The 324-nt window shown below is 82.1% G+C and carries 1 protein-coding gene; it reads right to left on the reverse strand.

The window, feature by feature from the left end; genetic code table 11:
• The coding region (locus KIH27_RS22300; protein WP_214095107.1) for a hypothetical protein at nucleotides 1-324 on the reverse strand (324 nt) is incomplete at both ends.

Raw genomic sequence — 324 nt, forward strand, 5'->3', positions numbered from 1 at the left:
GCCGACGTTGACGCTCGGACCGGTTCCGCCGTTGCCGCCGAGACCGCCGGTGCCACCCGTGCCGCCGGTGCCGCCGTCGGGATGCGCGGCGTCCCCGGGCCCGCCGGCCCCACCGACCCCGCCGGCGCCGCCGTTGCGGCCCCAGCCGGTGCCCGGGTGGTCGAGCATGCCGTCACCGCCGCGACCACCAGTGCCGCCGGTGCCCGCCGTGGCGTCCCAGGAGCCGGCGGCGCCACCCGCACCGCCGACGCCGCCGTCACCGCCGCGGCTGACGTTGCCGACCACACCGCCGGCGCCGGCGTTGCCGCCGTGGCCGCCCGCACC

The organism is Mycolicibacter acidiphilus (assembly GCF_018455725.1).
GTDB lineage: Bacteria > Actinomycetota > Actinomycetes > Mycobacteriales > Mycobacteriaceae > Mycobacterium > Mycobacterium acidiphilum.